The sequence below is a fragment of the Arthrobacter sp. B055-34 genome (assembly GCF_059090425.1).
This window is the reverse complement of the sequence record NZ_JBNHFQ010000002.1, coordinates 141941-163640: the sequence shown is the minus strand read 5'-3', so window position 1 is coordinate 163640 and position 21700 is coordinate 141941. Positions and strand designations below refer to the sequence as shown.

The window sequence follows — 21700 nt, the reverse complement described above, 5'->3', positions numbered from 1 at the left end:
CGTGAAAATCGAGCGCATCGAGGCAATTCCCTATTCCATCCCGTACGCCAAGCCGCTGAAGTTTGCCAGCGGCCAGGTCACCGAGGCGGACCACGTGCTGATCCGGGTCCACACCGATGAAGGTATCGTCGGCACCGCCGACACCCCGCCGCGGCCCTACACCTACGGCGAGACACAGGACTCCATCGTTTCGGTGGTCACGAAAATCTTCGCACCCGCCGTCGTCGGTCTTGATCCGATGGACCGGCAGAAGATCCACGCCATCCTGTCGCGGACCATCCACAACCAGACCGCCAAGGGCGGGTTGGACATCGCGCTCTGGGACATCATCGGCCAGGCCGCCAACGCCCCGGTCAGTTCCCTGCTGGGCGGCTACACCGACGCCATGGATGTTTCCCACATGCTCGGCTTCCAGCCCGCGCAGAAGCTGCTCGACGAGGCCTTGCGCTTCCGCAGCGACTACGGCATCAACACCTTCAAGCTCAAGGTCGGGCGGCGGCCGCTCGCGCTGGACATCGAGGCCTGCCATGTCCTGCGCGAGGGGCTGGGCCAGGACACCGAGCTGTACCTGGACGCCAACCGCGGTTGGACCGCCAACGAGGCGATGGAAGTGCTGCGCCAGACGGACGGCCTGGGGCTCTCGCTGCTCGAGGAACCGTGTGACGCCAAGGAAGCCATGAGCCGGCGCCGGCTGGTGGACAAATCCCCGATTCCCGTGGTGGGGGATGAAAGCGTGCCGACGGCGGGCGATGTTTCCCGCGAGCTGCTCTCCGGCGGCTGCAACGCGATCAGCATCAAGACCGCCCGCAGCGGTTTCACCGAGGCCCAGCAGATCCTGGGCCTGTGCACGGGTCTCGGCGTCGACGTCGTCATGGGCAACCAGATCGATACCCAGATCGGCACCGTTGCCACCGTGACCTTCGGTGCCGCCCACGAAGCCACTTCGCGCCGCGCCGGCGAGCTGTCCAACTTCCTGGACATGAGCGATGACCTGCTGGCCGAGCCGCTCGTGATCAAGGGCGGCAAGATCAGCGTCCGCCAGGTGCCGGGCGTGGGGGCCGCCATTGATGAAGCCAAGCTGGCGCATTACCGCCAGGACAACAAGTAACCCAAGCCGTTCCCAACCGAAGGAATCCCATGCTGTATCTGGTCCGAATGGACGTCAATATTCCCGTCGACATGCCCGCCGAGGAAGCCGCCTCGATCAAGGCCACCGAGAAGGCGTACTCGCAGAAACTCCAGCAGGACGGACGCTGGGCCAGCATCTGGCGCGTTGTCGGCGAGTACGCCAACTACTCAGTGTTCGACGTCGAAAGCAACGATGAGCTGCACGAACTGCTCTCCGGGCTGCCGCTGTTCCCGTACATGGACATTGACGTGATTCCGCTGGCGAAGCACCCGTCCTCGATCAAGTAGTACGCCGCTGCTGCCGGCAGACCGACGCCCATGGCTCCCCACAGGAGTCAGGGGCGTTGCCTTTGCCGGCGCTAGGGGCGTTGGCCTTCCGGCCGGTACCGCGCCGCCAGTTCGGTGCGGGAACGGATCTGGAGCTTCGCGTAGATCCGGGTCAGGTGGTACTCCACCGTTTTGACCGAGACGATCAGCTCCTGCGCCGCCTCACGGTTGCTCCTGCCTTGCGCGACCAGCAGGGCTACGGCGTGTTCCTGCGCCGTCAACGAACTGCCGTCCGCGTCGTCGCGGCGCTGGACATCCACGCCGCTGGCGGCCAGTTCACGGTCGCAGCGAGCCACATAAGCCTGCGCGCCGAGCAGGGCGAAGGCCTGGCGGGCAGCGGCTAACTGCTCCGCTGATTCACGCCGTTTGCCCGCGCGCCGCAGGCTTTGGCCATAGGAGTACTGCACGCGGGCACGGTGGTAGGGAGCGGACAGCGGAGCCAGCTGCCCCAAGGCGCCTTCGAAGGAGCGGCGCATGGCGTCGAGGTCGCCGCGCGCGGCATGGATGCGGCCGCGTACCGCTCTCAGCTGGGATAGCGAGGTACGGTGCCGGCGTTCCGCGGCCAAGCTCTCGTACGGCGCGAGGAACGCCGAGGCTTCGTCCAGCCGGTCGAGCAGCACCAGGGCATTGGCATACGTATCCTGCCAGATCCAGAAGAACGGTTCGGACCGCCGGGCCGTGTGCGTCTGCGCCAGCGGCGCGAGTACCCGGACAACCCCCTGGTAATCCGTACCGGCTTCCAGCACCTGGGCCTGCGCCAGCAGCGCCGGGCTCAGCATGCTTTCGTAGTTCTCCGCAGAGGCGGACCCGAGCCGGAGATGCTCCCTGGCCTGGTCCGGGTTGCCGCGCAGGGCATGGATCTGGGCGCCGGTCCAGTGGAGCAGCGGCCGCAACAGATCCAGTTGTGCCCGCTCCAGTTTCGCCGTGGCCGAGCCGACCGTGGCGAGGGCGGCGTCCCAGTCACCCAGCGTGAAGTGCGTGCGCGCCAGCCAGGCGCTGGCCCACAGCGAGATGCGCAGCGACCCGGAACGGTACTCCGTGGGCACGGCGGCCTCCAGCTGCATGCGCGCGGTTTCCGGATCGTCCAGGGCGAGCCGCGCCCAGCCGCTGCCCAGCAGGACCCGCTGGCTGTGGGCGCCCGGAGGGGCATCGGCCAGCACGTGCTCATAGTGCCGGTGGGCGGCGTCGGGCTGGCCGGAGGCCGCCAACCCCAGACCGATGATCGCCTCCGTTTCGATAGCGGTAGGGCTGCCCGGCGCGGCCAGATCCACAGCACGGGTGGCCCATTCGATGATGTCGGCGCCCCGCCACCGTGCCAAGGCGTGAATGACCTGGCGCTGGGCGATTTGGGCGCCGATCGCCCGGTCCTCGGGCGGCCGGCGCTTCCAGGCATTGTCCAGATGGAACTGCGCCTCGGCTTCCCGGCCGCGGCAGATGGCGAGGTAGCCCAACACCCCGTCGCGCTCGGCCGTGGCGGGCATGCTCTCAAGCGCGGGAAGCAGGCGGATGGCCCGGACCAGGCGTCCGGCACCGACCAGCGCGTCAGCCGCCCGCACCAGCCGGCCCTGCCGGTTGCGCGCCTGCGTGCTGAGCCTGCTGGCCTCCAGCAGCGCGTCGGCGGCAGCCGCCCACGCTCCGATGGAGGCCTGGGTGGAAGCAAATTCATCCAGTTTGTCCGCCAGCTCGTCGTCGGCGGCCGGAGCGGACCGCGCCAGATGCCACAGATGCAGGGCCTCATCCGGCAGTACCTCGGCGGCCTGGCGGTGCAGCTCGGCGCGCCGCAGCCCGGACAGCTGATCATAGACCGCGGCCCGGAAGAGCGGCAGCCGGAAGTCGAGCAGGTGCGCATTGTCGGAGAACTCGGTCCGCAGCAGGCCTGTCGTTACGGCGGCATCCATGACGGCCAGGGGATCGGAAACCCCTGCGATTGCGGCGATGTCGAAGAGGTCGCCGGACTGGCCGATGATCGCCGTTGCCTCGATCAGTGCCCGGACGGCGGCGGGAACTTCCTCGAGCTGGTGCGCCACCTGGGCGGCGACGGAGGTCGAGGCCGGCAACCGGCTGAGACCGTCCCCGGCCGACCGCGCGGGCAGTTCCGGCAGCAGCTCGCAGACATAGCTGGGCAGGCCGCCGGTGTGGCGGCGGATCTGCTGCGCGGCCGGCCCGGACAGTTCCCGGCCTGTGAGGTGCTCGTGCAGTTCGCGGATTTCTCCGGGGGACAGCGGCTCAAGCAGCAGCCGGGTGATCCGGTGGCCGGACAGGTGGCGCGCGGTGGCGCGGTCGATCGCGGCGGTGCTGTCAAGGGTCAGCAGGACCAGCAGCGGACCCGAAGCCGGGTCTTCCGCCAGCTGGAGCAGCTCATGAACGGATTCGGCGTCCACCCACTGGATATCTTCAAGAACGACGGCGGCCGGTCCGTCTTCCCGGAGCCGGTCGAGCAGGTCCGCCGGATCGCTGCCGTGTGCCAGGCGGGACAGGGCGGACCGGGGCGCGGACTCGACCCATTGGAACCCGCCGGAACGCAGGACCTGCAGTTCCGGATGGCCGGCTAGGAATTTTTCCAGTAGCGCACTCTTGCCGCTACCGCCGGGGCCGGACAGGACCGCAGTCCTGGACCTGCCCTGCTTAACGTCCTGCAGGAGCTCCTCGAGAACGGAGAGCTCCTGCAAACGCCCGACAAAAAGGCTGTCGTAATTCCGGTAAGCCATCGCCTACGAGCTTAGCCCGCTCGAGCTTGGCCCGATGGCGCCGAGGGCGCCGATCAGCCCAGATCGCCGCCGGCCACGGGCAGGATGGTGCCCGTAATGTAGGACGCTTCGTCCGAGGCCAGGAAAATGATGGCCGCGGCCTGCTCGTCCAAGGTCCCGTAGCGCTTGAGCAGCGAAGAGTCCACCGTCTGGTCGACGATCTGCTGGTACCAGGCCTTTTCCTGTTCCTGCTCCGGTTCGGGTCCGCGTTTGACCTTGCGGGCCGGGGCCTCGGTGCCGCCCGGAGCCGTGGCGACTACGCGGACGCCATGCTGTGCGGCTTCCAGCGCCAGCGACTGGGTCAGGGCATTGACGCCGCCCTTCGCTGCGGCGTACGGCGCCCGGTTGACTCCGCGGGTGGCGACGGATGAAACGTTCACGATCACGCCGGCGCCCTGTTCGATCAACTGCGGCAGAGCCGCGCGGCAGGTCCACAAGGTGGGGAACAGCGAGCGTTGGATTTCTTTCTGAATCTCCTCGGCGGCGTAGTGTTCGTACGGCTTGGCCCAGATGGTTCCGCCGACGTTGTTGATCAGCACATCGATCCGGCCGAAGGCAGCCACGGCTTCGGCCACCGCCGACTCCGCCCCGTCGAACTGCTCCAGGTCGGCCGTCACGCTGCTGGCCTTGGCACCGTTGGCGCGGAGCTCCGCGGCCACCTCATGGACCAGTTCGGCGCGGTCCACCAGCACGACGGCGGCGCCCTCCGCACTGATCCGGCGGGCAACGGCCAGCCCGATGCCTTGCGCGGCGCCGGTGACGACTGCGATCTTGCCGTCGAACCGGCCAGGGAACGCCTTGGGCGCGCTCGCCGGCGTTGCCTCCGGGACACCCGTCATGCCGAGGCCCCGACCAGCTCTGCCGCCGGTGCCAGCGCGAACTTCTCCGAGTAGAAGTTCGCGGGAGTGATGCCCTCGGACTTCAGGTAGCCGCGCACGGCCTCGACCATGGGAGGCGGGCCGCAGAGGTAGACATCGACGTCGCCTTCGTTGATGTGCGTCGGCTCGATCAGCGCGGTCACGTAGCCCTTGTTCGGGGCCTCGCTGTCGGGATCAGCCACGCAGTAGTCCCAGGTGAAGCCGTCGATCGTCTCGGCGTAGTGGCGCAGCTTGTCCAGTTCCACCAGGTCCGCGTCGGTGGTCACGCCGAGAATGAGATGTACCGGCTGGCCGGGCGCCGTCGTTGTCATGGTTTCGAGCATGGCCAGCAGCGGGGCCAGGCCGGTGCCGCCGCCGAGCAGCAGGGCCGGGCGCTTGGGTTCGCGGAGGAAGAAGCTGCCCATGGGACCGGTGAACTCCAGGGTGTCTCCGACCTTGGCCTCGTCGCTCAGGTAGGTGGACATGGCGCCGCCGTCGGTGATCTTGACGAGGAAGGAGATCTCTTCCACGTCTGGCCCGTTGCTGAAGGAGTAGGAACGCTCGACGCCGCGGCCGGGCACCTGGATGTTGACGTACTGGCCGGGCAGGTAGGCCAGCGCGGCGCGGTCGCCGACGGACATGCTGAAGCCGATGGTGGTGGGCGAGTAGCGCTTGATGTCCGTGACGGTGCCCGTGTGCGTGCTGGCACCGGTCTTGGCCATGTCCGAGGTGGTGGGGATCTGCAGCACCAGGTCGCTCTTCGGCGTCATCTGGCACGGCAGCGCGTAGCCGGCGTCCGCCTCGTCGTCGGTGAGCGCCTCGTCAATGTAGTCGCCGCCGTCGTACGTACCGGACTCGCAGAGGGACTTGCAGGTACCGCAGGCGCCGTCGCGGCAGTCCAGCGGAATGTTGATGCGGGCCTTGTACGAGGCGTCGGCGACGGTCTCGTTGGGACCGCAGTTGATGAAGCGGGTGACGCCGTCTTCGAAGCTCAGTGCAACCTTGTAGGTCATGGGGGTGTTCCTTTCCGGATGCTTCAGATCAGATGTGGTAGATGTCCACGACGTGGTGGATGTAGTCGTTCTTCAGGACGACCTTCTTCTTGGTGATGACGGGCTGGCTGCCGCTGCAGTCGAGCGTGTAGAAGGAGGTGCCGAAGTAGGTGTCCACGTTGTTGTAGCGGTAGTACAGCGTGAACCAGTTGAACCGGATGTCGATGACATCGCCCCGCTGTTCAATGATTTCGACGTTGGTGATGTTGTGGCCGGTGCGCGGTTCGGGCAGGCTGGTGGCGCTGGAGCGGTCGGTGCGGATCCGGAAGACCCGGTCCTCCAGGCCGCCGCGGTTGGAGTAGTAGATCAGCGAGATCTCGCGCTGCGGATCCTCGGTGAGCTCGTCGTCATCGGCCCAGGCGGGCATCCAGAACTCGGCGTCGGGGTGGTAGCAGTCGAGCCACTTCTCGAACTCGCGGTCATCCAGGAAGCGGGCTTCCCGGTACAGGAACTGGCGGATCCGTTCGAGTTCGACCGCCTGTTCCTCGGCGCTCAGGCTGATGGTGGTTGTTTCGGTGCTCATGGTGGTGTTCCTTCCGCTCTCGCTCTAGTGTCCGCAGCCAGTGGACGTTCCGGCCTGCGCGGCGGCGGGGTTCGCGGCGCGCTCAGCGACCTCGCGTTCTTCTGCCTCGACGGCCTTGCGCATGGTCTCGGCCCAGTAGCTGTGCTGGACGGGGTAGAGGCCTTCGTCCTCGGTCTTGGCGCCGCTGGAGAGCGGGTTCAGGCCGATCTTCTTGGCCTGCTCGTCCGGGCCGTTGAGCTGGTGGGTCACCCCGCGGCTCATGTCGTTCCAGGGAGCGGTTTCGGCCAGGTAGGTCTTCTGGCAGGAGCGGAATTCCTCCAGGTCATCCGGGGTGGCCATGCCGGAGGCGTTGAAGAAGTCCTCGTACTGGCGGATCCGGTTTGCCCGGGCCGCGTCGGACTCGCCCTTCGGTGCGATGCAGTAGATGGTCACCTCGGTCTGGTCCACCGAGATCGGCCGGAAGTGGCGGATCTGCGAGGAGAACTGGTCCATGATGTAGACGTTCGGGTAGAGGCACAGGTTGCGCGAGGCGCCCACCATGAACTCTGCCTTGTCGGCGCCGAACTCCTGCGCGAGCTCTTCGCGCCGCTCGTACAGCGGGCGGTCTTCGGGGTTGCCCCACCACATCCACAGCAGCAGGTGGCCGTGCTCGAAGGAGTAGTAGCCGCCGCCCTGCTTGCCCCAGGTGCCTGCGTCCATGGCCTTGGTCTCGTTGGCCGATTCGCCGGTCCCGCGCCGTGAGGTGGTGGCGGCGTAGTTCCAGTGTGTGGCGGAGACGTGGTAGCCGTCGGCGCCGTTTTCGGCCTGGACCTTCCAGTTCCCGTCATAGGTGTAGGTCGAGGCGCCGCGCAGCACTTCCAGGCCCTCCGGGGACTGGTCGATCAGCATGTCCATGATCTTGGTGGAATCGCCCAGGTGCTCTTCGAGCGGCTTGACGTCTTCCTTCAGCGAGCCGAAGAGGAAGCCGCGGTAGGACTCGAAGCGGGCGACCTTGGTCAGGTCGTGGGAGCCGTCCTTGTTGAACTGCTCGGGGTAGCCGGCGTCGCGCGAGTCCTTGACCTTGAGCAGCTTGCCCTTGTTGTTGAATGTCCAGCCGTGGAACGGGCAGGTGAAGTTGTTGCGGTTATCCGTCTTGCGCCGGCAGAGCATCGCGCCGCGGTGGCTGCAGGCGTTGACCAGGCAGTTCAGCTCGCCGTCCTTGGACCGGGAAATGACCACCGGGGTCCGGCCGATGTAGGTGGTGAAGTAATCTCCCACGTTCGGGATCTGGCTCTCGTGCGCCAGGTACACCCAGTTGCCCTCGAAGATGTGCTTCATCTCGAGCTCGAAGATCTCCTCGTCGGTGAAGATCTTGCGCTTGGCCCGGTGGATCCCGTTCTCGTGATCCTCGACGACGGCATCGTCCAGCGTAGCGCTGACATCGCTCAGTGCCTGGGTCATCTTCGTCTCCTTCATGTATGTCCGCGGCCACGCAACCTTGTGGTCGCTGTCACACGGAGTCTTGGCATTTAGCGACTACTCTTCCAGCCGGAGACGCGCCTCACACTAGGGGCGCCCCTAGGGTTGACCTAGGGTGACATTAAAACGAAGTGCATATCAATACTGCTGCTTTTCGTATTTGTCCGTCCTAAACAATGTGGTTAGGGTTACAGCATCACGTTTTTCTGTATCGCTGCTCACCCAGCAGTGCGGGGCGCGGCTTGGGGAAACAGGGCCGCAACCGGCAGCGGTACCGCCAAGGGAAAAGAAGGAAACGACATGACACAGGAAATTCAGGCCACCGCCGCCGCCTCGGGTGCCAATGCGACCGAGCGCTTCCGTGAAAACAAGAAGTTCGCCGCTGACACCAGCAAGGAACGGGTCAACCTGCTGGCTTCCCGCGTGATCGGGGCGATCAATGACACGATCCTGGAAGAAAAGGTCACCTACGACGAGTACAACGCGCTGAAGGCGTGGCTGATCCAGGTCGGCGAAGACGGCGAGTGGCCACTGTTCCTCGACGTGTGGGTGGAGCACTCCGTCGAAGAGGTCGCCAGCGAAGACCGCGAGGGCAGCAAGGGCACCATCGAGGGCCCGTACTACGTTCCGGATTCCCCGAAGCAGCAGACCCCGGCCACTCTGCCGATGCGCGACGACGAGCCAGGCACGCCGCTGCTGTTCCAGGGCCGCATCACCAACGTCGACGGCGAACCGCTGGCCGGCGGCATTGTGGAGATCTGGCACGCAGATGACCAGGGCTTCTACTCCCAGTTCGCGCCGGGCCTGCCCGAGTGGAACCTGCGCGGCACCGTGGTTGCCGATGCCGACGGTTTCTACCAGATCAACACCATGCAGCCCGCCCCGTACCAGATCCCGACGGACGGCGCCTGCGGCAAGCTGATCGCCGCCGCCGGCTGGCACGCCTGGCGTCCCGCGCACATCCACGTCAAGGTGCACGCTGCCGACCACCAGCTCATCACCGCCCAGCTGTACTTCGTGGGCGACGAGCACCTCTCGGATGACATCGCCTCGGCCGTGAAGCCCGAACTGGTCCTGGATCCGCAGGACAAGGCGGATGGCACCGGCCGCGAAGTCACCTACAACTTCGTGCTGGACCCGGCCAAGTAAACCTGGCCTAGACTGAGCGGCACTGTGAACGGATTACTCCGTTCACGGTGCCGCTGCATTTAAGCCTGCGGAGCGGTTGTGTCCGGCTCGACGGCAGACCCGGACTCCGGCACACCCGCCAGCCGTAGGCTCATTCTCCGCTCAAGCTGGGCCTGCGCCGACCGGTCCAGATGCCGGCCGCGTGACTCCAGCCGCGGAATGATCCTTTGCTGGAACTCCGGGTCCTTGTCGTCGTCGAACTTAAACTTCGCCAGGACCTGCGCCACCTCCATGACGGCGAACTGGATTGCCGGCAACATCCGCGCGTAAGGGCCTTCATCCGCCGCGATGGGGCCGTAGCCGCCCTCGGGCTGGAAGCGGCCCATCTGCTCAGCGAGCAGCGCGGCCTTCTCCCCGGCGTCGGAAACGATGGACGCTGTGCCGTGGAAGATGACGGCGCTGTAGTAGCTGGTGGGCACGCCGGAATCAACCGGCGCATCGGTCCGCAGCCGCCAGGTCCCCGGGATGTAGGCATAATCGTCGATCACGCTGAAGGCGACGCTCGGGTTGGCAGCAATGGCCTTCCAAACAGGGTTGGGCCGGGCCAGGTGGATGATGAGGCGGCCGTCGTCATCGAAAAAGAAGTGCGCGGGAACCACCTCCGGAAACCCGCCGCCGGCACCATTGGCGACCAGCGTGCCGAAGTCGCGGCCCTGCGCCAGCCAGTCCTGCCATTCGGTGTCGTTCTTCGCCGCATCCCAGGAATGCACCATCATGGATCGAGGGTACGCTGCTGTTCCTGCATTGTCTGCGATACGGTCAAAGCTGGCAGCGACAGTTGCCGCCGCAGTGGCGGTAGAGGAAGGGGCCGGCAATGACTTTAGTTGGGTCTGCGGCGACGGTGGTGCTGCTGCGCGATTCCCCGGCCGGGCTGGAAGTGCTGCTGCTCGAGCGGCCGCGGCACACCGGCTCCTTCGCCGGCGCCTGGGTTTTTCCGGGCGGCCGGGTCGATCCGGAGGACTACGCTGGTGCTTCCGCGGATGCCAATAACGACGGCGGCGCGGACAGGCCGGGGGATGAGGCGCAAGACCTGGCCGCTGCCCGCCGTGCCGGGGTGCGGGAAACCCAGGAAGAGACGGGCGTAGTGGTTCCGCCGGAGAGCCTGGTCCACGTGTCCTGCTGGATCCCGCCGACCGAGGCGACGAAGCGGCTCAAGACCTGGTTCTTCCTCGCGCCCGCCCCCGGGCAGGAGATAAGGCTGAACGAGGGCGAGCTGATGGACTACGCCTGGCTGACCCCTGCCGAAGCCCTGCGCCGCCATCAGGCAGCAACCATGCAACTGGTTACGCCAACCTGGGTGACACTGCACCTACTGCTGCAGGACTCGACCGTAGCCGCGGCCTTGGAGCGGGCGGATTCGGGCAAACCGGAGACCTTCCAGAGCCGCCGGCTGGCGGCGAGCGGCGGCAGTCAGGTGATCGTCTGGGCCGGCGACGCGGAATACGAGCAAGACACTCTGGAGGCACAGGCGACCGGCAGGCACCGGCTGACGATGAACGGCCTGAACTGGATCTACGAGCGGAGCTAGCCAGGCCCGCTTCCGTAATAATCAGGCGGTGGCGGTGTTGCCCGCGCTGCCGCCGGAAACCTTGTAGCTCCACAGCTCCGCGGACATGCCCACGGGCTTTTGCGCCGGGGCGCCCTCGCCGCCTTCCTGGGAGTGGCCGTGGCCGAAAGCCTTCGAGCTCTTCCACGCCTCGAAGGATTCCTCGTCCCGCCAGCGGGTAATGACCAGCCAGGTGTTGCGCTCGTCGGTGGGCTGCAGCAGTTCGAAACCCTCGAAGCCGTCCTGGTTGTCCACGGCGCCGGCGCGGGCCGCGAAGCGCTTGGCCAACTCGTCTCCGGAGTCGGCGGGTACGGTAATGGCGTTGATTTTCGCGATGCTCATGGGCCTATTATGCTCGGCGCCCCTGACCATAGACTGGGTCCAGCCCTATATGACGGCCCTTTATGACAGGAGCGCACCATGGCACGGAAGAAAACCTGGAAGGAACTCAACAGCGGCCAGAAGGCCAAGGGCGCGCTGATGATCGGCATCCAGTTGGGACTGCAGGCCGTGGCGCTGAAGGACCTGAAGCGCCGCTCTGCCGCGGAGGTGAACGGGCCGAAGGCAGCCTGGGTGGCCGGTACGTTCGTTAATTTCCTGGGCCCCATTGCCTACTTCCTTTTCGGCCGCAGGAAGGTCTAGCTTTTCGGCCAGTCGCGGTAGGGGATCCGGTCGATCGTGAGGATTTGTCCCAGCCGGCTCCACTCGTTGAGCCCCAGCCGGGCCAGGGGCTTCAGCCTGCGTGCCTCCGGATGCCTGCCGTCCATCATCTCCTGATTCACGACGGCGTGGCTCACCTCCCCGAGGACCAGCCACGAATTGCCCACCGGGATGATCCGGTGCAACTTGCATTCAAGCGCTGCCGGCGAGTCCGCGACCCTCGCCGGACGCACGGTGCGGCTCGGCTCCATCGCCAGCCCCACGGCGTCGAACTCGTTGATGTCCGACGGAAAATTGGTGCCCGTGCCGTTGATCTCCGCGAACAGGTCTTCTGAGGCGAAGTTGACCACGAATTCGCCCGTGGCCTCCACGTTGTTCAGCGAGTCCTTTCGCGCCGTCGGGGTGAACTGGACGATCGGCGGATCGGTGGAGGCGACTGTGAAGAAGGAGTGCGGGGCAAGATTGGGAGTGCCATCGGCGCTGAGCGTTGAGACCCAGGCGATGGGGCGCGGGATGACCACGGAGGTCAGGAACTTGTAGAAGTCCCGGGGGCCGAGGTCATCAGGGGAGAAGTCCACTCGCATGATTTCATAACATCATGACTACGCACATCCGCGTAGTGATCGGTACCGACTGGAGGCTGCGAGGATGGACCTGAACCTGCTGCGGACGTTCCTCTCCGTCTACGAGACGGGCAGCCTTACCCTGACCGCGCGGGCGTTGTTCGTCACGCAGCCTTCGGTCAGCCACACCTTGGCCCGCCTGCGGCAGGAACTCGGCGACGAGCTTTTTGTCCGCGGCGGCCGGCGGATGGAACCGACACCGTTGGCGCGCGAACTCTACCCGGTGTTCCAGGAGTCGGTCGGCAGAATCGACCTCGCGGTCGACAGCGTCAGGACCTTCGACCCTGCGACGTCGGCGCACCGGTTCCGGCTCTGCCTTTCGGACCTGGGGGAGCTGGGTTTCCTGCCGCAAATCCTGCGCCGGATTTCTGCCGAGGCGCCGGAGGTGGAAATCGAAGTGGTGCCGATGGAAATTGCACACCTCGCCGAGTGGCTGGCCAAGGGTTCGGTGGATGCGGCCATAGCGTCCTGGCCCATCAGTGGCAGCTTCGAGAGCGTGCTGTTGAAAAGGGAAAACTATGTGTGTCTGCTGCGCAAAGACTTCCCGCTGGCCGGTGAACAGCTCAGCATGGCGGAGTTCCTCGCCGCCGGACATGCCATCGTGGCGCGCAGCACGGGACACCAGCTCGCCGAGCAGGCCATGGACGCTCTGGGCATCGTTCGACGTTCCATCGTCATGGTCCACCATTTTGCTGTGCTGCCGGCCATTGTCTCGGAATGCAATTTAGCTGCCATTGTCCCGGAATCCATGGCGGCCGGATGGCTGCAGCAGTGGCCGCTGAAGATCGAGAATTTGCCCTTCGACGTGCCGCCCCTCGAAGTGACGCTGCACCGGCGTGCGGCAGACAGGGAATCGGCGGCGTTGGCTTGGTTCCATCAAGCGCTGCTCGAAGCCCTCCCGTGACTATTAGATGTATCTATTTCAACTAGTCATATTATTCAGTGGTGTCATGAACCATCGCTTCCTAGACTGAAGCCGTCTGTGGACCTTCAGCTTCAACACAAGGGAGTGCATGATGAAACGACTGGGTGCCGCAATTTTCGCTGGGACCTCGCTGGTCCTTTTGACCGCGTGCGGTTCGGGCACGACGTCGGGGGCCGACAGCGGGCCTGCCAGCAGCGGTGCTGCCGCGGGCCTGACCGAGGTAACCGTCGGCGCGATCCCGATCGGCGACGTCGCACCGATCCACTTGGGCAAGGCGAAGGGCTTCTTCGAAGAGGAAGGCCTGGACTTGACCATCGAAAACACCACGGGCGGCGCGGTCGCCGTTCCCGGCGTGGTCAGCGGCAGTTTCGACTTCGCCTTCGGCAACACCGTCTCGCTGATGGTCGCCCGTGACCAGGGGCTGGACCTGAAATACGTCGCCAACGGAACAACGACGGCGGGCGGAGACGAAGACGACTTTGCCGGCGTCATTGTTGCAGAGGATTCGGACATTCAGACGGTCACCGACCTCGAGGGCAAGACGGTGTCGTCCAACAACCTCGCCAACATCGGCGACACCGCGGTCCGGACCGCGGTGGACAAAGCCGGCGGGGACGGGACCAAGCTGACCTTTGTCGAAGTGGCCTTCCCGGACGCGCTCGCTGCAGTGGAGAACGGGCAGGTTGATGCGGCGCTGATTTTGGAGCCTTTCCTAACGCCGGCGATCCAGAGCGGTGCCCGCGTGGTGTCCTGGCCGTACGCTGAGAGCCATCCGAACCTGGACATCGGCGGATACTTCACCACTGAGCAGAAGATCGAGCAGGATCCCGAGATGGTGGAGAAGTTCACCGCCGCCATGAAGAAGTCCATGGAGTACGCACAGGAGAACCCGGAAGAAGTCCGCGAGATCATCGGCACCTACACGCAAATCGACAAGGAACTGCTGGACGAGATCGCCCTGCCGCGCTTTACCCCGGAGTTCCACCGGGACGCAGCCCAGACCCTGGGCGAAGCGGCTGTGAAGTACGGGACCATCGACAAGGCGCCGGACCTGGACGCGCTGCTGCCGTAGCCCAACGAACGATAGAAAAGGATTAATATGAGAGTCGCAGAAGCTGTTGGACGCACCTTGGCCCAGTTGGGCATCGGACACGCATTCGGGGTCACCGGAAGCGGGAACTTCCACGTAACCAACGCCCTGATCGACGGCGGCGTGAAGTTTACGGCGGCGCGGCACGAGAATGGCGCAGCCTGTATGGCCGACGCCTACTCCCGCGCCAGCGGTCAGGTCTCGGTGCTCAGCGTGCACCAGGGCTGCGGGCTCACCAACGCCATGACCGGGATCGGGGAAGCGGCCAAGAGCCGGACGCCTCTGCTGGTGCTTTCCGGCGAGACACCGCCCACGGATAAGGCCTCCAACTTCTGGATCAATCAGGAGGGTGCCGTTAGCGCGCTGGGGGCCAAGGCCGAGCGGATTCATTCTGCCCGGACGGCGGTGGCGGACGCGGTCCGGGCCTACCGGCTTGCCCGGGATGAGCGGCGGACGGTGCTGCTGAACCTGCCGCTGGATGTTCAGGAAGAGCAGATCGACTGGTCTCCGGATCTTGTGCCGGACATTGCGCCCCGGCTCGCCGCCGGCCCCTCGCCGGAAGCCGTGTCCCGGCTGGCGGACCTGCTGGAAAAGGCCGAACGGCCGGTCCTCGTGGGAGGCCGCGGGGCCTTCGGTGCGAAGGCGGAAATCCGTGCGCTCGCAGCCAAGGCCGGCGCGCTGCTGACTACCTCTGCGGTGGGCCGAGGCTTGTTCAACCAGGACCCGTGGCACTTGGATGTGATGGGTGGCTTCGCCAGCCCGGTGACGGCCGAACTCGTCCAAGGCGCCGACGTCGTTATTGCCTTCGGCGCCAGCCTGAACCGCTGGACTTCCCGCAGCGGTTCCCTGCTCGAGTCCGCCACGGTGGTGCAGGTTGACGATACCGCCGAGGCCATCGGCTTCCACCGGCCGGTCCAGCTGGGCGTGGTCGGAGATTCGGCTCTGGTCGCCGCAGCGGTGAACGCCGAACTCGAGCGGCGGGCGGTGAGTAATACGGGCTACCGGACGGAGGACGTGGCGGTGCAGATCAAGGGCGGCCGGCGCTGGCGCGATGTCCCGTTCGATGAGATAGCTACGACGGAGACTATCGACCCCCGGACGCTGACCATCGCGCTGGATGACCTGCTGCCGATGGAACGAGTGGTGGTTCCGGACGGCGGAAACTTCAATGGCTACCCAGCGATGTTTTTCCAGATTCCGGACGAGCGCGGTTACTGCGTGCCGCTGGCGTTCCAGTCGATCGGCCTGGCGCTGCCTTCCGCCATCGGTGCCGCACTGGCGACTCCCGGCCGGATGGCGGTGGCAGGAATCGGCGACGGCGGTTTCATGATGAGCTTGACCGAACTCGACACCGCGGTACGGCTGAAGCTGCCGATGGTCGCGGTGGTCTACAACGACAACGCGTACGGCGCCGAAGTCCACCACTTTGTCCACGAGGGCGCCTCGATGGAGACGGTAGAGTTCCCCGAAACGGACATCGCCGCCGTCGCGCGCGGTTTCGGCTGCACCGCGGTTACGGTGCGTTCCGTCCAAGACTTGCAGGGTGTGCGGGACTGGCTGGAGGGGGAGCGGACCACGCCGCTGGTGATTGACGCGAAGATCAGCTCCTTCCCGTCGTGGGTGCTGGCCCATACATTCGACGACGAGTAGGGGCGTTTGCCCGAGGCGGTGCGTCACGATGCGGACAAGATCCACCACGTACCATTGACCGGCACTATGGCCATAGATATTGTGATGCGGGGCACACATGAAAGTCTTCGGCTGTGCCTTGCTTTGTTGGGAACCCGGATTTGGAGAAGCAAGTGAAGAAACTTCGTGCAGCCTTTGCCCTGACGGCCGTGCTGGCCGTGACCGCCTGTGGCGGCGGCAGCCCCTCCGGAGAGGAGGGTGGCGGTGGATCGCCCGGTGCCGGCGGAGAGCTGACTCCGGTAAACGTTGGCGTCATCCCCATTGTGGACGTCGCCCCGATCTACCTCGGCGAAAAGGAAGGGTTCTTCGAGGAAGCCGGACTGGACCTTGAGCTGACCCAGGCACAGGGCGGGGCGGCGATTGTCCCGGCCATCACCAGCGGCCAGATGGATTTCGGCTTCAGCAATGTCACCTCGCTGATCATCGCCCGGTCCAAGGGGCTGCCCATGCAGATGGTCGCGAGCGGCTCGTCCACTAACGGTAACGAAAAAGAAGACTTTGCTGCCGTGATGGTCAAGCCGGACAGCGGCATCGAGGAGATTGCTGACCTTGAGGGCAAGAAGATCGCAGTCAATACGCTGAACAATATTTCGGACTCCACTATCAGCGCCGCGGTCGAAGAGGCTGGCGGCGATCCTTCCAATGTGGACTATGTGGAGATGCCGTTCCCGGATATGCGCGCCGCCCTTGAACAGGGCAACGTCGACGCCATCGCCGCAGTAGAACCGTTCCTGACACTTGCCCGGCAGGACGGGGCCGTTCCGGTTTTCTCCAACTACGCGCATCCGGTGCAGGACCTGACGGTGGCTGTCTACTTCACCTCCGACGAGATTGCCGAGCAGAAGCCGGAAGTCACTGAGGCCTTCATCGGCGCGATGAAGAAGTCCCAGGCCTTCGCCGAAGAGAACCCGGACAAGGTGCGTGCAATCCTCCCCGAGTACACGCAGATTGATCCCGCCATCATCGAGGAGCTCACCCTGCCGAAGTTCGCGCAGGAAGTGAACGCGGAATCCATCCAGGAGATCGGCGACATCTCCCTCAAGGGCGGTCTGATCGAGGAGATTCCGGACATGGAAGCGCTGCTTCCCCAGTAACCGCACATCGGTCCGCCGGGAGTCCAGCCAATGGGCATCGAAGCAGACAGCTTCGGTGCCCATTGCCGCGCCTCATGGAAGCAGTCGTTAGTGTTTTCACAACTATTGACTTTTTCAACGAATCGGTTCTACCGTGGGGGTATCCTCCTGTGACTGTGCTCACGGGGTCTAGTTTGCTGAGGGAAGTCTTCCGGGTGCCGGAACATCACGAAGGGTACGTGTAAGGATGCACAACCAAGGGTTGGGTTCATGGATTCACAAGCGCCGCGTTAAGTCCGCGGGCAAAACCGCCATCATCAGCAGTGCGGGTCAGCTGGCATATGACGACTTTGCGCTTCGCGTGGACCGCCTTGCCAGTGCCTTTGTCGACCGCGGTGTTGCGAAGGGTGACCGGGTGGCTTACCTGGGCGAAAACCATGCAGCCTTCCTGGAGACGTTCTTCGCCTGCGGAACCCTGGGTGCAATTTTCGTCCCGCTCAACACCCGCCTGGCGCCGCCGGAGATCCAGTTCGCGCTGCAGGATTCCGGCAGCAAAATCCTGGTCCATGCGCGCACGCTCGAGGGTCTTGCCGTCCGCGGTGGCAGGGAAACGGCCGTGACGCACCGGCTGGTGGTCGAGGACGGGCCAGCCGGCATGTCGCCGGACGACGAGATCGAATCCGGCGCCGCCGTCGAACTTTTTGAAGATGTCATCGCTTCGGGCTCGGACGAACACCGCGATACGGAAGTCTCGTTGGATGATCCGGCGATGATTCTCTACACCTCGGGAACCACCGGCCGGCCCAAGGGCGCCCTGCTGACGCACGGGAACATGACCTGGAACAGCTTCAACGTCCTGGTGGACTATGACATGGCCAGCACCGATGTTGCCCTGATGATCGCCCCGATGTTCCATGTGGCCTCGCTGGGCATGGGCGTGCTGCCCGCCTTGCTGAAGGGGGCCACGGTGGTCCTGGAGCCCAAGTTCGAGCCCGGCCGGACCCTACAGCTGATCGAACAATACAAGGCGACGAGCATCAGCGGGGTGCCCACCACCTACCAGTTGCTCTGTGAGCATCCGGACTGGGGCAAGACGGACATCAGCTCCCTGCAGAAATTGACCTGTGGCGGCTCCGCGGTGCCGATGCGGGTGCTGGAAGCGTATGAATCGCGCGGCTTGTCCTTCTCCGGCGGCTACGGCATGACGGAGACCGCGCCGGGCGCCACGAGCCTCGCTCCCAACAAATCGCGCGAGAAGGCCGGGTCGGCCGGACTGCCCCACTTCTTCAGCGACATCCGCATTGCGGATCCTGCCGGTACAGTCCTGCCCGCCCGCGAGGTCGGCGAAATCCAGATTTCCGGGCCGAACGTCATCAAGGAGTACTGGAACCGGCCGGATGCGACGGCGGAGAGCTATGCCGATGGCGTCTGGTTCAAGTCCGGGGACATGGGCTATGTGGACGAAGAGGGCTACCTGTTCATTTCGGACCGGCTCAAGGACATGATCATTTCCGGCGGCGAAAACATCTACCCCGCCGAAGTCGAGCAGATCATTGTGGAGATGGAGGCCGTCAGCAGCGTTGCGGTGATCGGTGTTCCGGATCCGAAGTGGGGGGAAGTGCCGCGGGCCATCGTGACGGTCCGGGAAGGTTTCAACCTGTCGGAAGAAGACGTCCAGAACCATCTGCGGGACCGGCTGGCCCGCTACAAGATTCCCAAGAGCGTGGTGGTCGTGGAGGACCTGCCGCGGACGGCCAGCGGCAAGATCCGCAAGGCCGACCTGCGCAAACAGTACTCCAGCTGATTCCGTCAGGGGAGTGACGCAAGGGGAGCTGATCCTGCCGGCCGGGCAGGGTCAGCTTTTCCCTGCGTCCGCGGTCTCCGGCTCCGCATACAGCTCGTCGATCAGGGCCAGGCCGCGGTTGGCCCAGGCGATCTCCTGCTCGGCCCGCGCTATCAGGCCCTCGTAGGTGAACTTCTTGAACGCGGCTGTCTTATGGCGCTGCTCCGGCGGGACCTTGGCCAAGCGCCGGTTGAGCATAGGGCTGGCGCCTTCTTCGATTTCGCGCACCTTGTCGTGCCACTGCTGCAGCAACTCCGTATGGTGCCGGATATGCGCCAGCATCTGCTCCCGGGCCGCGTCCGGCTCCGCCCACTCCAGGTACGCGGCCTTCAGGTGCGCGGGGTCCCGCACGCGCGCATAGTCCAAAGTTCCGTTCATCCAGGTCCGGAAGGCCTCCACTCCGGCTTCCGTGATGTGGTACTGCCGCTTCTTGCCGCGCTGGCCCCAGCTGACCTCCTCGCCTTCGAGCAGTCCGTCCTTCTCCATCCGCCGCAGCTCCGGGTAGATCTGCGAATCCGGTGCATGCCATACGTGGCCTACCGATGATTCGAACTCCTTGTAGAGGTCGTAGCCGGTCATCGGCTCAACTGTCAGCAGCGCCAGCAGGGCGTAGCGAAGACTCACGCGTCAACCTTTTCTCGTCGGTGTGTTGCAAACCACTATATCCATAGATATGCTGTGTCCCACGGCACTAACTATGGAGATAGATAGTGGATCAGCCGGATAGTGCCGACCCAACTCTTATTCATCTTGTACTTATTCAATTCCGGGTTCCTTCTGTCATAGCAGATGGGATGCCCGGTGACCGGAAGGAATCACCGTGACCGCAGTGCAGTCCACCAGTTCCACGACCAACAAGGTCCTGGGCCATCCTTTGAACGCCTGGTACGTCGCGGGCTGGGACCACGAAGTGACGCGTAAGCCGATGTCGCGCCGCGTCGCGAACCGTCCGCTGGCGCTGTACCGCACCGAGGACGGCAAGGCTGTTGCGCTGGCGGATGCGTGCTGGCACCGGCTGGCGCCGCTGTCGATGGGCAAGACCATGGGTAAGGACGGGATCCAGTGCCCGTACCACGGCATCGTCTACAACTCGGCCGGCCGGTGCGTGTCCATGCCGGCGCAGGAAACCATCAACCCCAGCGCCACAGTGCCGTCCTTCCCCGTGGTGGAGCGCTACCGCTATGTCTGGGTGTGGCTGGGCGATCCGACCAAGGCGGATCCGGACCTGGTGCCGGATATGCACCAGATGTCCTCCGAGGAGTGGGCCGGTGACGGCGAAACCATCCATGCCGACTGCAACTACCAGCTGGTGCTGGACAACCTGATGGACCTGACGCACGAGGAGTTTGTGCACTCCTCCTCGATCGGCCAGGAAGAGCTCAGCGAATCCGACTTCGTGGTCACCCACGACGGCAGCACCGTCACGGTCTCCCGCTGGATGCACAACATCGATGCGCCGCCGTTCTGGCTGAAGAACATGCGGGACAAGTTCCCCGGCTTCGAGGGCAAAGTGGACCGCTGGCAGATCATCACCTTCCAGGCCCCGTCCACCATCAACATCGACGTCGGGGTGGCCAAGGCCGGCACCGGCGCGCCGGAAGGGGACCGCAGCCAGGGCGTCAACGGCTTTGTCATGAACACCATCACCCCGGAGACCGACCGGTCCTGCCACTACTTCTGGGCGTTCATGCGCAACTACCGGCTGGAGAGCCAGCTGATCACTACCCAGCTGCGCAACGGCGTGCACGGGGTGTTCGGCGAAGACGAGGAGATGCTCAAGGCCCAGCAGGCGGCGATCGACGCGAACCCGGACTACGAGTTCTACAACCTCAATATCGACGCCGGCGGCATGTGGGTGCGCCGCCTGATCGAACGCATGCTCGAAGCCGAAGGACGCCTGGTCCCCACCGCGTAGGGGCCGGCCACACGTGAGACAGGTTATGAACTAATGGCAGCAACAAACGTCGAGGTCTGGCAGCAGGCAACTGTTGTCGAGGCCCGGGCCATCGCCACCGACATCCAGCGCATTGTCCTGGAACCCTCCCTGCCGAAGAAGGCGGAGCCGGGCTCGCACGTGGACCTGAAGGTCATGATCGACGGCGAGCAGGACAAGCGCTCCTACTCGGTGGTCGAGTCCAGCGAGGACGGCAAGCGCCTGGTCATCAGCGTGATGAAGGCCCCGCAGTCCCGCGGGGGTTCGCTCTTCATGCACACGCTGAAGCCGGGGGACACTCTGGAGATCACCCAGCCGCTGCAGAACTTCCCGCTCCGCGTGGGCGCCGGCCGCTACATCCTGCTGGCCGGCGGCATCGGCATCACGGCCATGGTCAACATGGGCCGCGTGCTGAAAAACCTGAAGGCTAACTACACCTTTGTCTACGCGGGCCGGAACCGCGCGGCAATGGCATACCTGCCCGAGCTGCAGGAGCTGCACGGGGAGAATCTGGTGGTCCACGTCGATGACGAAGGCACCTCGCTGAAGGTGGACGAACTGGTCGCGTCGGCGGATCTGGAAACCGAACTGTACATGTGCGGTCCCATCCGGCTGATGGACGTGGTCCGCCGCGCCTGGACCGAACGGGAGCTGAACCTGCCGAACCTGCGCTACGAGACCTTCGGCAACTCCGGCTGGTACGACCCGGAAGAGTTCATCGTTCGGATTCCGCGGCTCGGCGTCGAGGCAACGGTCGGCCAGGGCCGCTCCATGCTGGAGACCCTGGAGGACGCCGGCGTGGACATGATGTTCGACTGCCGCAAGGGCGAATGCGGCCTATGCGAGGTGAGGATCCTGGAACTCGACGGCGCCGTGGACCACCGCGACGTGTTCTACTCCGAACGCCAGCAGCACGCCGCGGCAAAAATGTGCTGCTGCGTCTCCCGCGCCGTCACCTCCAAGACCGGAGCCAAGGCCGACGCCGACCCGCACCGGGGACCGGCCGTCGTGACCATCGAAGTCTCCTGACCCAAGCCA

21 protein-coding genes are annotated in these 21700 nt (G+C 65.0%); 12 read left to right on the top strand and 9 right to left on the bottom strand.

The genetic code is table 11. From position 1 onward, the window contains the following. Position 1: 1 nt before the first annotated feature. The gene (locus AC5RWO_RS03850; RefSeq protein WP_498729538.1) at positions 2-1108 is read left to right on the top strand and encodes an enolase C-terminal domain-like protein; all 1107 of its coding nucleotides are present in this window, start codon (positions 2-4) and stop codon (positions 1106-1108) included. Between the two features lie 29 nt (positions 1109-1137). Then, positions 1138-1416 (top strand): muconolactone Delta-isomerase, encoded by a 279-nt coding sequence (catC, locus tag AC5RWO_RS03845; RefSeq protein ID WP_498729537.1) that lies wholly within the window; start codon positions 1138-1140, stop codon positions 1414-1416. A gap of 71 nt (positions 1417-1487) precedes the next feature. Here the strand turns inward: catC and AC5RWO_RS03840 are convergent, their stop codons facing one another. From AC5RWO_RS03840 to benA, 5 genes are read right to left on the bottom strand one after another with little or no spacing between them, the layout of a single operon-like run. After that, the gene (locus AC5RWO_RS03840) at positions 1488-4163 is read right to left on the bottom strand and encodes a helix-turn-helix transcriptional regulator (RefSeq protein ID WP_498729536.1); all 2676 of its coding nucleotides are present in this window, start codon (positions 4161-4163) and stop codon (positions 1488-1490) included. Positions 4164-4216: 53 nt separating this feature from the next. Then, on the bottom strand, positions 4217-5041 hold the full coding sequence (locus tag AC5RWO_RS03835) for a 1,6-dihydroxycyclohexa-2,4-diene-1-carboxylate dehydrogenase (RefSeq protein ID WP_498729535.1): 825 nt from the start codon (positions 5039-5041) through the stop codon (positions 4217-4219). Beyond that, positions 5038-6072: a benzoate 1,2-dioxygenase electron transfer component BenC gene (benC, locus tag AC5RWO_RS03830; protein WP_498729533.1), complete on the bottom strand. Its 1035-nt coding sequence runs from the start codon at positions 6070-6072 to the stop codon at positions 5038-5040. Before benC ends, AC5RWO_RS03835 begins: the two co-directional genes overlap by 4 nt. Positions 6073-6100: 28 nt before the next feature. Beyond that, a complete protein-coding gene (benB, locus tag AC5RWO_RS03825; protein ID WP_498729531.1) occupies positions 6101-6634 on the bottom strand; it encodes a benzoate 1,2-dioxygenase small subunit in 534 nt (177 codons plus the stop codon). 24 nt (positions 6635-6658) lie between these two features. Next, a complete protein-coding gene (gene benA / locus AC5RWO_RS03820) occupies positions 6659-8074 on the bottom strand; it encodes a benzoate 1,2-dioxygenase large subunit (protein WP_498729530.1) in 1416 nt (471 codons plus the stop codon). 318 nt (positions 8075-8392) lie between these two features. Here benA and catA point away from each other — a divergent pair, with 318 nt between their 5' ends. Next, positions 8393-9241 carry a catechol 1,2-dioxygenase gene (gene catA, locus AC5RWO_RS03815; protein WP_498729529.1) on the top strand — a complete coding sequence of 283 codons (849 nt, stop codon included), beginning with the start codon at positions 8393-8395 and terminating at the stop codon, positions 9239-9241. A 59-nt stretch (positions 9242-9300) separates the two neighbouring features. Here the strand turns inward: catA and AC5RWO_RS03810 are convergent, their stop codons facing one another. Next, entirely contained in the window at positions 9301-9996 is a 696-nt protein-coding gene (locus AC5RWO_RS03810; RefSeq protein WP_498729527.1) for an FMN-binding negative transcriptional regulator, read from the bottom strand. A 98-nt stretch (positions 9997-10094) separates the two neighbouring features. Between AC5RWO_RS03810 and AC5RWO_RS03805 the strand changes: the two genes are divergently transcribed. After that, a complete protein-coding gene (locus tag AC5RWO_RS03805; RefSeq protein ID WP_498729525.1) occupies positions 10095-10808 on the top strand; it encodes an NUDIX hydrolase in 714 nt (237 codons plus the stop codon). A gap of 21 nt (positions 10809-10829) precedes the next feature. Here the strand turns inward: AC5RWO_RS03805 and AC5RWO_RS03800 are convergent, their stop codons facing one another. After that, positions 10830-11168 (bottom strand): antibiotic biosynthesis monooxygenase family protein, encoded by a 339-nt coding sequence (locus tag AC5RWO_RS03800; protein ID WP_498729523.1) that lies wholly within the window; start codon positions 11166-11168, stop codon positions 10830-10832. Between the two features lie 78 nt (positions 11169-11246). Here AC5RWO_RS03800 and AC5RWO_RS03795 point away from each other — a divergent pair, with 78 nt between their 5' ends. Then, positions 11247-11468, top strand: coding sequence for a PLD nuclease N-terminal domain-containing protein (locus AC5RWO_RS03795; RefSeq protein WP_498729522.1), 222 nt, complete (start codon positions 11247-11249; stop codon positions 11466-11468). Here AC5RWO_RS03795 and AC5RWO_RS03790 read toward each other — a convergent pair. Next, positions 11465-12070: a flavin reductase family protein gene (locus AC5RWO_RS03790; RefSeq protein WP_498729521.1), complete on the bottom strand. Its 606-nt coding sequence runs from the start codon at positions 12068-12070 to the stop codon at positions 11465-11467. The two genes, AC5RWO_RS03795 and AC5RWO_RS03790, sit on opposite strands and share 4 nt — an antisense overlap. A 64-nt stretch (positions 12071-12134) precedes the next feature. Between AC5RWO_RS03790 and AC5RWO_RS03785 the strand changes: the two genes are divergently transcribed. From AC5RWO_RS03785 to AC5RWO_RS03765, 5 genes are all read left to right on the top strand, one after another. Beyond that, the gene (locus AC5RWO_RS03785) at positions 12135-13013 is read left to right on the top strand and encodes a LysR family transcriptional regulator (RefSeq protein ID WP_498729519.1); all 879 of its coding nucleotides are present in this window, start codon (positions 12135-12137) and stop codon (positions 13011-13013) included. A gap of 109 nt (positions 13014-13122) precedes the next feature. Then, entirely contained in the window at positions 13123-14106 is a 984-nt protein-coding gene (locus AC5RWO_RS03780; RefSeq protein ID WP_498729517.1) for an ABC transporter substrate-binding protein, read from the top strand. A gap of 27 nt (positions 14107-14133) precedes the next feature. Continuing rightward, positions 14134-15774 carry a thiamine pyrophosphate-binding protein gene (locus AC5RWO_RS03775; protein WP_498729515.1) on the top strand — a complete coding sequence of 547 codons (1641 nt, stop codon included), beginning with the start codon at positions 14134-14136 and terminating at the stop codon, positions 15772-15774. Between the two features lie 152 nt (positions 15775-15926). Continuing rightward, positions 15927-16907 carry an ABC transporter substrate-binding protein gene (locus tag AC5RWO_RS03770; protein WP_498729514.1) on the top strand — a complete coding sequence of 327 codons (981 nt, stop codon included), beginning with the start codon at positions 15927-15929 and terminating at the stop codon, positions 16905-16907. Between the two features lie 226 nt (positions 16908-17133). Then, on the top strand, positions 17134-18690 hold the full coding sequence (locus AC5RWO_RS03765; protein ID WP_498729512.1) for an acyl-CoA synthetase: 1557 nt from the start codon (positions 17134-17136) through the stop codon (positions 18688-18690). A gap of 51 nt (positions 18691-18741) precedes the next feature. Here AC5RWO_RS03765 and AC5RWO_RS03760 read toward each other — a convergent pair whose 3' ends face one another. After that, entirely contained in the window at positions 18742-19353 is a 612-nt protein-coding gene (locus tag AC5RWO_RS03760) for a PadR family transcriptional regulator (protein WP_498729511.1), read from the bottom strand. 196 nt (positions 19354-19549) lie between these two features. On the opposite strand from AC5RWO_RS03760, the gene AC5RWO_RS03755 reads away from it, so the two are divergent. Next, on the top strand, positions 19550-20644 hold the full coding sequence (locus AC5RWO_RS03755) for an aromatic ring-hydroxylating oxygenase subunit alpha (protein ID WP_498729510.1): 1095 nt from the start codon (positions 19550-19552) through the stop codon (positions 20642-20644). Positions 20645-20677: 33 nt separating this feature from the next. Continuing rightward, the gene (locus tag AC5RWO_RS03750; protein ID WP_498729509.1) at positions 20678-21691 is read left to right on the top strand and encodes a PDR/VanB family oxidoreductase; all 1014 of its coding nucleotides are present in this window, start codon (positions 20678-20680) and stop codon (positions 21689-21691) included. The last annotated feature ends 9 nt before the right edge of the window (positions 21692-21700 follow it).

Bases quoted from the DNA above. Each gene is read 5' to 3' on its own strand.
- benB (WP_498729531.1), bottom strand. From the start codon at position 6,634: ATGAGCACCGAAACAACCACCATCAGCCTGAGCGCCGAGGAACAGGCG.
- catA (WP_498729529.1), top strand. From the start codon at position 8,393: ATGACACAGGAAATTCAGGCCACCGCCGCCGCCTCGGGTGCCAATGCG.
- AC5RWO_RS03750 (WP_498729509.1), top strand. From the start codon at position 20,678: ATGGCAGCAACAAACGTCGAGGTCTGGCAGCAGGCAACTGTTGTCGAG.
- AC5RWO_RS03795 (WP_498729522.1), top strand. From the start codon at position 11,247: ATGGCACGGAAGAAAACCTGGAAGGAACTCAACAGCGGCCAGAAGGCC.
- AC5RWO_RS03805 (WP_498729525.1), top strand. From the start codon at position 10,095: ATGACTTTAGTTGGGTCTGCGGCGACGGTGGTGCTGCTGCGCGATTCC.
- AC5RWO_RS03780 (WP_498729517.1), top strand. From the start codon at position 13,123: ATGATGAAACGACTGGGTGCCGCAATTTTCGCTGGGACCTCGCTGGTC.
- AC5RWO_RS03790 (WP_498729521.1), bottom strand. From the start codon at position 12,070: ATGCGAGTGGACTTCTCCCCTGATGACCTCGGCCCCCGGGACTTCTAC.
- AC5RWO_RS03785 (WP_498729519.1), top strand. From the start codon at position 12,135: ATGGACCTGAACCTGCTGCGGACGTTCCTCTCCGTCTACGAGACGGGC.
- AC5RWO_RS03835 (WP_498729535.1), bottom strand. From the start codon at position 5,041: ATGACGGGTGTCCCGGAGGCAACGCCGGCGAGCGCGCCCAAGGCGTTC.
- catC (WP_498729537.1), top strand. From the start codon at position 1,138: ATGCTGTATCTGGTCCGAATGGACGTCAATATTCCCGTCGACATGCCC.
- AC5RWO_RS03810 (WP_498729527.1), bottom strand. From the start codon at position 9,996: ATGATGGTGCATTCCTGGGATGCGGCGAAGAACGACACCGAATGGCAG.
- AC5RWO_RS03775 (WP_498729515.1), top strand. From the start codon at position 14,134: ATGAGAGTCGCAGAAGCTGTTGGACGCACCTTGGCCCAGTTGGGCATC.
- AC5RWO_RS03840 (WP_498729536.1), bottom strand. From the start codon at position 4,163: ATGGCTTACCGGAATTACGACAGCCTTTTTGTCGGGCGTTTGCAGGAG.
- benC (WP_498729533.1), bottom strand. From the start codon at position 6,072: ATGACCTACAAGGTTGCACTGAGCTTCGAAGACGGCGTCACCCGCTTC.
- benA (WP_498729530.1), bottom strand. From the start codon at position 8,074: ATGACCCAGGCACTGAGCGATGTCAGCGCTACGCTGGACGATGCCGTC.
- AC5RWO_RS03800 (WP_498729523.1), bottom strand. From the start codon at position 11,168: ATGAGCATCGCGAAAATCAACGCCATTACCGTACCCGCCGACTCCGGA.
- AC5RWO_RS03765 (WP_498729512.1), top strand. From the start codon at position 17,134: ATGCACAACCAAGGGTTGGGTTCATGGATTCACAAGCGCCGCGTTAAG.